General features: G+C 76.9%; 1 protein-coding gene. It reads left to right on the top strand.

The features are described from left to right. Positions 1–506: MFS transporter (locus tag HW577_RS26335; protein WP_198379004.1), on the top strand; the 506-nt coding region annotated here is incomplete at both ends.

Here is a 506-nt window from a genome sequence, read left to right as displayed (position 1 = left end):
TTCCCGGCGCTGCTCGGGCTGCGCGTCGCGGCGGGCGTCGCGGCGGCGGCGATCATCCCCGCGGCGAGCGCGGCGGCCGTGGCACTCGCCCCGCCCGAACGGCGCGGGCGTGCGCTTGCACTGGTGGTGGGCGGCACGACGGCGGCCTTCCTGCTTGGCATCCCCGCCGGTTCCGTGGTGGGGGACCTGTTCGGCTGGCGCGGCTGCTTCGCCTTCGCCGCCATCATCGCCGTCGCGGCGGCGATCGCGATCCGCGTCTATGTCCCCCGCGTGGAGGGCGATGCGGGGGGTGCGGCGGGTGGGCTCGCTGCGCTGCGCATCCCGGGCGTGGTGCCGGCGCTGCTGCTCAACGTCGCGGCCTTCACCGCGGTGTTCTCCATCGCCGCCTATATCGGGCCCGTGACCAATGCGGTCTCGGGGCTGTCGGGCAGCGGGGTCGCGGCGGTGCAGGCGCTGGTGGGCGTCGCCTCGCTCGCCGGGCTGCCGATCGGCGCGCGGCTGGCCGA

The sequence above is a fragment of the Neoroseomonas rubea genome (assembly GCF_016106015.1).
GTDB lineage: Bacteria > Pseudomonadota > Alphaproteobacteria > Acetobacterales > Acetobacteraceae > Neoroseomonas > Neoroseomonas rubea.
Note: the sequence above shows the minus strand (reverse complement) of the source record. Positions and strands in the feature narration are given on the sequence as shown.